This window comes from Candidatus Acidulodesulfobacterium acidiphilum, from assembly GCA_008534395.1.
Classification (GTDB): domain Bacteria; phylum SZUA-79; class SZUA-79; order Acidulodesulfobacterales; family Acidulodesulfobacteraceae; genus Acidulodesulfobacterium_A; species Acidulodesulfobacterium_A acidiphilum.
Window position 1 is genome coordinate 106,818 of sequence record SHMQ01000005.1, and the last position, 6,033, is coordinate 112,850.

Consider the following 6,033-nt stretch of genomic DNA (forward strand, 5'->3'; position numbering starts at 1 on the left):
ACTGGGGTAAATGATTTTAAAACGGTATGCTTTTATTCGCTTGCTAACTTATATATATTATAATTTTTATTATTTTTTAATTATATTATTTTTAATGCAAGTGGCGCGCATACTCCGCTTAAAACGATAAACTAAGGATTAACCCTTGGTTACGTTGACAGCCTGCGGTCCTTTTGCACCGTTGGTGATTTCGAACTCTACTTTCTGTCCTTCCGTTAAGGTTTTAAAACCGTCCTGCGAAATTGCAGAATAATGAACGAAAACATCAGGTCCATTTTCCTGTTCGATAAAACCAAAACCTTTACTGTCGTTAAACCACTTCACTTTCCCTTGGTACCTCATACTTAACTTCTCCTTGAATCTTAAGCCGCTGTTTAAATAACGACGGCTTGTAAATTAATAATATCGGCTTTTATCTAAACAACTAGATAAAATAACCGTAATACAAAGTTTAAACTACTGCATAAATAATGTCAAGCTATTTTTTTAACTGCTGTTTTTAACTCCGTATTTCCTTTGACGTACGACTTCATATGCGGCAACCGCAAAACTTACGGATGCGTTAAGGGAATTAACGCCTCGTTCCATCGGAATTTTTAAAATCCTGTCGCAGTTTTCGGCAGTAAGACGCCTTAAACCGCTTCCTTCGGAACCTACGACTAATGCTAAGGGCAGGTTAAAATCCATATCGTATACAGTATCTTCCGCATCCCCCGAAAGTCCGGCTACCCATATGCCTCTCTTTTTTAAATCCGCTATAGTTCTGGAAATATTCACGACGCGGACCACGGCGACATAAAATAAGGCTCCCTGAGAAACATAAGCCGCCGAAGAAGTTATACCGACGGAATTTGCCTTAGGTATTATAATTCCGGATACTCCTGCTCCGTTTGCAGTTCTTATTATCGAGCCGAGATTCTGAGGGTCGGTTATTTCGTCCAAAATTAGATAAAACGGTTTGCCTGTATTTTGTTCGGATTTATTTAATAAATTTTCATAATCCGATTCGGTATATTCGGCAACGGCGGCTATGCCCTTTATGAAAGCTTCCTTGCCGAACTCTTGCAGAAAAGAGGCATCTTTTTTTGAATAAATATTTATATTTTTATCTTTTGCGATATTAATAAAGCTTTTATCCGCTATGCCGCTTTTGTATTTTTTTTCAGTTATATAAACGCTGCCGCCTTTTTTAATACTGCCCGAAAGAATTGCTTCCCTGACCGTATTTACGCCGTAAACTATTAATTTCATATTTTTTGCGTCTTGACGTTGTTTTTTATATCGGCATAAATTTTATCGAAAGCATAGGCGGGATCCGCAGCTCCGGTTATTTCTCTGCCTATTACTATATAATCGGCTCCGGCGTTAAAAGCCTCGGAAGGCGTCATTACTCTTTTCTGGTCGTCTTTGGAATTATTAGCGCAGTTCGTTATTTTATTACCGCTTCCGGTTTTCGTTCTTATGCCGGGCGTTAAGGTTTTGAAATCGTTCCCGAACGTTTTTTTTATATTTGACGATTCGTGACCGGAACACACTACGCCGTCCAGTTTTGAAATTTTAGCCAGCATGGCTAAATGAATTGCTAAAGCGGAAGATGCGCTGTTTTTGCTAACTCTGCATTCATTGCCTTTTCCTTGCATAACTTCTTCATAATCCTTATTATAATCGTAAAAAATCCGATTTATATCGCCGTCCGAAAGGCTGGTCAAAACCGTAACCGCTATAATATCTATATGCCTGCCTGCATCTTCCGATGCTTCGTCTGCCGCTTTTTTTGCGGCGGACATCATTTCCGTTCCACCGGAAGCATGCACGTTTATTATATCTGCGCCTAATCTACCCGCCGCTTTTACTGCTTTATAAACGGTATTCGGAATATCGTGGTATTTAAGGTCTAAAAAAACTTTACATCCGCGTTCCTTGATAAATTTAACGCTTTTTTCTCCGCAAGAAGTAAAGAGTTCGAATCCGACTTTATAAAAAAAAGCTCTTCCTTCAAGTTTATCTAATAAATTTTTTACCGGTTTTAAATCGCCGTAATCTAAAGCAATTATTATTTTATCGTTGAAATTTACGGAATTCTTCATTTAATTTAATTTAGTGCCGGTATTCTTAATAACGTTCCAGCTCTTTAACAGCTCGTATGCAAACCTGAATTGATTATCCTTTTTGAAATAAACGTTAAAGGTTTTATATTTATCTTTATCCCTGTTTGCTATATTTTTGTTTTCCGGATTTTTAAAATGATGCATTAAGTCGACTTCCCTTAGTTTTCTCAAAGGTTTTACGAATATGAAATCTTTAGAGCTGTGAACGTAAAAATTAGGTATTACGCCGGTATCTTGAACGGATACCCCGTTTGGAAGAAAATAAAAAGCCGTCGTAAGCCCCATGCCGGTATCGTCTGGCAGAGTAAATATCGTCTGAACCGAACCTTTGCCGAAAGTTTTAGTGCCTACTATTATTGCGCGTTTATGAACTTGTAAGCTGCCCGCCGTAATCTCGGCCGCGCTTGCCGTTCCGGCATTTACAAGAACGACTATAGGATAATTAGGCTGTATATGTTTACCCAATGCATAATATTTTACGTCTTGAGACTTTATTCTGCCTTTTGTATAAACTATAACTCCACTTTTTATAAAATCGCTGCATACCTTTACCGCTTGATTCAACAATCCTCCGGGATTGTTCCTGAGATCCAGTATAAGTCCTTGAATGCCGTGTTCTTTAGCGCTTATAATCTTCAAAGCCTTCAAAAGCTGCGAATTAGTATGCTCCTGAAAACTTGAAATTCTGACATACGCTATGTGATGCGGAAGAATCATATAGGTTACGCTTTTAAGCAATATTTTTTCTCTAGTCAATACGAATGTTTTCGGTTTTTTAAATCCCTTTCTGTTTATTAAAAGCGTAACGGAAGTCCCTGCTTTTCCGTGCAAAAGCTTAACTGCTTCCATAATATTCATGCGATACGTTGAAATACCGTTAATTTTTTCTATGACGTCGCCTGCTTTTATTCCTGCGTTTGCGGCGGGAGAACCGTCTATCGGCGAAATAATAACGACGTATCCTTTTCTGGTAGATATTTTTACGCCTATGCCTATAAATTCGCCGGACGTTTCTGATTTCATCTGCCTGAATTCGCTGGGAGTTAGAAAATAGGTGTGGGGGTCAAGAGTAGATATCATGCCTTCCACCGCTCCAAATATAAGTTTTTTCGACGGCTCTTTTTTTATATAGTCGTTTTTTATCAACGCGTAAACTTTTGAAAACAGCCTTAAATTTTTAACGGTATTTGAATTAAATTTTTTAACGGCGGCTTTATGTTCGGTCTTTGCTGCGGCATAAACTTTTACGCAATTTACGGAGGATATAGATAAAATAAATAATGCCGAAAACAAAAATATTAAGCGGTATTTTATGTTGGACATGCTTCACCTCTTTATTTTATTATTTGGAATATTACACCGCTATTGCGGGATTTATTTTTTAAATTCTTAATCAATTTTATAACTTTACGTTTTAAAAGTCTATTCTTTTTATTGTCTCTGCTATTATTTCCGGGTTTTTTAGATTGGTAACCGTTATAATTTTTATCTTTTTTCATTTTTAACGACTTTATATATATATTTAAACCTGCTATCAATTGTTTGAACCTTTTTTTAGAGCGTTTTACGCCGTTAACGTCGGCAATAAGACTGTTTTGTTCGTTTTTTAAATATTTTTTTAATCTTAAAAATTTATTTTTTCGCCTGACGAGTTTTAAGAGTTTTGTTTCTTCTTTTTTTAGTAAATTTTTTAACTGATAATTTATTATATAGGCATTGCTTTCGTTTTTAAACGGCGTTATTCCGTCTAACTTATACTCTTTGTTGATAATAAAAATTTTTTCGGTTAAATCCTCTATCAGCAGTCCGTATTTTTTTATTTTCTTTTTTATTTTTTTTATTTGCTTTTCATCATTCTTAATCTTTTTTTTCAGATTGCTTACGGCAGAATCGCTGCGCGATATTTTAGAAGATATTAAGGATAATTCTTTTTTATAAAATGTAAGGCGTTTAATTACGGAGCTGTATTTCAAACGCGTGTTTATATTTGGCTTATGTGCGGCGAAGCTATTGCGGCAATAATAGGAAAGCGATACCGATAGAAATATCGCAAAAAAAAACAATAGTTTATTATTAATAATAATTTTCTTCATTTATAAAAATAAAATCCAGCCACCATTTTCATTTAATAACGCATTGAAATGATAGCTGGACGAATTTAAATCTTTAGCCTTAGCTTTTTGCTTTTGCGGTTTTTGCAGCTGTTTTTTTAGCCGGTTTTGCCGCTTTTTTTGCGGTTTTTGCAGCTGTTTTTTTAGCCGGTTTTGCCGCTTTTTTAACTGCTGCAGGTTTTGCAGGTTTTGCCGGAGCCGCTGCTTTCTTTGCGCAACCCGAAAATGCAAAAGTCGATATGACTAAAAACACTCCCAAAACTAATACTGTAAGCTTTTTCAAATTTTATCACCTCCTTTAACATTTTTATTCTATTTTTAGTGAAGAATTTTGTCAAGAAAAATTTTTATTGCAAATAGCGGTTAATTTATTTATTTTAAAGAATGAAATTTTATATCAAGATTAAAACTGTTAAACAAAAAGGGCTCGCGGCAAAAGCCTTTGAGCCCTCCGTTATAGATTTAACAAGAGTTTAATAAATTAAAAATATATTCGGTCTTTTCTTTTCTATGATGCACATTTCTTCCGAAAATAGCCCCGGCTTTAAAATTACAGATGCACGACAGACTTACCGGACTGTGCCGTATTTTTAATATGCAAGTCCGTATAAAATCATCTGCTTTAGAGATCCTTGAATGGAACTAGGCATACCCATATGGGTCATAAAAGCCATCATACCAGCGTCTGCAAAATAATATTTCATTCTCCACATTTCTCCTAGTATAGAAACATCGGTATAATTTCCTGCTCTGTATATAAGTATTTCAATAGGATAAGCAGAACTGTGGTCGATGCCTGGAAACTTATATGATGAAGTAGCCCTTGCACTGCTGTCTATTTCTATTGAATGTCTTTCCGTTGAATTTCTAGTGACGCCTATTTCTATAAATCCTATTGAAGGCTTTTCTATCTTGTAAACCAAATGCCATTTGCCTTTATTACGCCCTATACCCTTTAAAACTAAATCGGCTACTCCACGCAAATTCGAATCGGTGCTTCCGGAATAGTTGGATATCTGGTCGACGCTTCCAGGGAATGAGCCTCCGCCTATTCCACCTGGAAATCTTCCTGTTCTCATAGGTCCATACTGAGTGTTTGAAGGAGTTCCGCCTATCGCTTTTCTTATTATGCCTTTTAAATAGTTATTTATTTCTAATGCATAAGCTACATAAGAATTACCTGAAAAAGTCCTTGCAAGCGCAGGCAAATTTACCATACTCACGACGATTCCCTGATTTGGCGTAGTATAAACGGCTAATCTTAAAGGCAATCCAAAAGCTCCAAGAGGATATTTCCCGTTATCCACCATATATTTGTCGTAAACATTATTGGTTGCGACTATAACTGTTGAATGATAAGTGTCGCCGGACGGAACCGATGTGTTAAATTTGCCAATAACCGTCCAATTATGCGCGTTCAAAGCGCTTTCTACTTTTTGCGTTACGGAAGAAATGCTTCCGGGAACATTTACGGCAACATTGGTAAACACCCCGTAATCAGCTGCAAACACGCTGTTGGCAATTAAAAAAACCGATAGAAACGCAAAAACCAATGAAAACAAAAGTTTTAACTTAAAGAACTTCATAACCTTTTTCATTACTTTTCCTCCATTTTTTTAAAATGTTAATAAAATGATAAATTAATATTTATCATAAAATGTTTACTCTGTCAATGAATTATTTTTGGTATGTTGTCAACTTTTAATTTGTCTATTGAATTTAACTTTTAATTTGTCATAATATCTTTGTATTATTATTTTGCTTTTAATACGTTTTATTAATAATCGCAATCAACCTTCATCACCCCCTTTGCC

Annotated in this window: 7 protein-coding genes; all 7 read right to left on the reverse strand. The window is 35.8% G+C overall.

What is annotated here, in order from left to right; all coding sequences use genetic code 11:
* Window positions 1-138: 138 nt before the first annotated feature.
* Window positions 139-342, reverse strand: a complete 204-nt coding sequence (locus tag EVJ48_03255) for a cold-shock protein (protein RZV39951.1) — start codon at window positions 340-342, stop codon at window positions 139-141.
* Between the two features lie 144 nt (window positions 343-486).
* Entirely contained in the window at window positions 487-1,251 is a 765-nt protein-coding gene (gene rlmB / locus EVJ48_03260) for a 23S rRNA (guanosine(2251)-2'-O)-methyltransferase RlmB (protein ID RZV39952.1), read from the reverse strand.
* A complete protein-coding gene (pyrF, locus tag EVJ48_03265; protein RZV39953.1) occupies window positions 1,248-2,087 on the reverse strand; it encodes an orotidine-5'-phosphate decarboxylase in 840 nt (279 codons plus the stop codon). The genes rlmB and pyrF overlap by 4 nt, the downstream gene beginning before the upstream one ends.
* Complete coding sequence (locus EVJ48_03270; protein ID RZV39954.1) at window positions 2,088-3,431, reverse strand: S41 family peptidase; 1,344 nt, start codon at window positions 3,429-3,431, stop codon at window positions 2,088-2,090.
* Window positions 3,432-3,442: 11 nt separating this feature from the next.
* Complete coding sequence (locus EVJ48_03275; GenBank protein ID RZV39955.1) at window positions 3,443-4,081, reverse strand: hypothetical protein; 639 nt, start codon at window positions 4,079-4,081, stop codon at window positions 3,443-3,445.
* A gap of 199 nt (window positions 4,082-4,280) precedes the next feature.
* On the reverse strand, window positions 4,281-4,502 hold the full coding sequence (locus EVJ48_03280) for a hypothetical protein (protein RZV39956.1): 222 nt from the start codon (window positions 4,500-4,502) through the stop codon (window positions 4,281-4,283).
* 307 nt (window positions 4,503-4,809) lie between these two features.
* On the reverse strand, window positions 4,810-5,817 hold the full coding sequence (locus EVJ48_03285) for a hypothetical protein (protein RZV39957.1): 1,008 nt from the start codon (window positions 5,815-5,817) through the stop codon (window positions 4,810-4,812).
* Window positions 5,818-6,033: the final 216 nt, after the last annotated feature.